The organism is Pseudoxanthomonas kalamensis DSM 18571, assembly GCF_010211745.1.
Classification (GTDB): Bacteria; Pseudomonadota; Gammaproteobacteria; order Xanthomonadales; family Xanthomonadaceae; genus Pseudoxanthomonas_A; species Pseudoxanthomonas_A kalamensis.
Genome location: NZ_PDWQ01000160.1, coordinates 1 through 456, shown reverse-complemented (window position 1 = coordinate 456; position 456 = coordinate 1). Strand labels below are relative to the sequence as shown.

At 61.0% G+C, this 456-nt stretch carries 1 protein-coding gene; it reads right to left on the bottom strand.

What is annotated here, in order from left to right:
• Positions 1-390 (bottom strand): ribosome biogenesis GTP-binding protein YihA/YsxC (gene yihA / locus CSC70_RS14520; RefSeq protein WP_425501607.1); only part of this gene is annotated, 390 nt, incomplete at its 3' end.
• Positions 391-456 lie beyond the last annotated feature (66 nt).

The following is a 456-nucleotide window of genomic DNA, read 5'->3' as shown; positions in this document are numbered from 1 at the left end:
GGCCACGGCGTAGGCGATCATCTGCCGGTCGTAATCCTTGAGCGGATGGCGGATGTCCATCACCACCACCAGCCCGCGCAGGGCCTCGCGGCTGCGGAACCAGCCGTCGAGGAACTTCTCCCAATGCGCCTTCATCTCCATCGGCACCTTGGCGTAGCCGTAGCCGGGCAGGTCGACCAGGTGGCGGTCCGGGGCGACCTCGAAGTACACCAGCTGCTGGGTGCGGCCGGGGGTCTTGGAGACCCGGGCCAGGGCGTTCTGCCGGGTCAGGGCGTTGAGCGCGCTGGACTTGCCGGCGTTGGAGCGGCCGGCGAAGGCCACCTCGAAGCCGCCATCGGGCGGCAGCTGCTTGGGCGTATGCGCCAAAAAAATAAAATAAGACAAGCTCACGAGGTAAATGATACTAATGTTTGCAGTCATATGGTAGATAAAAGAAAACATGAATGTGATAATATA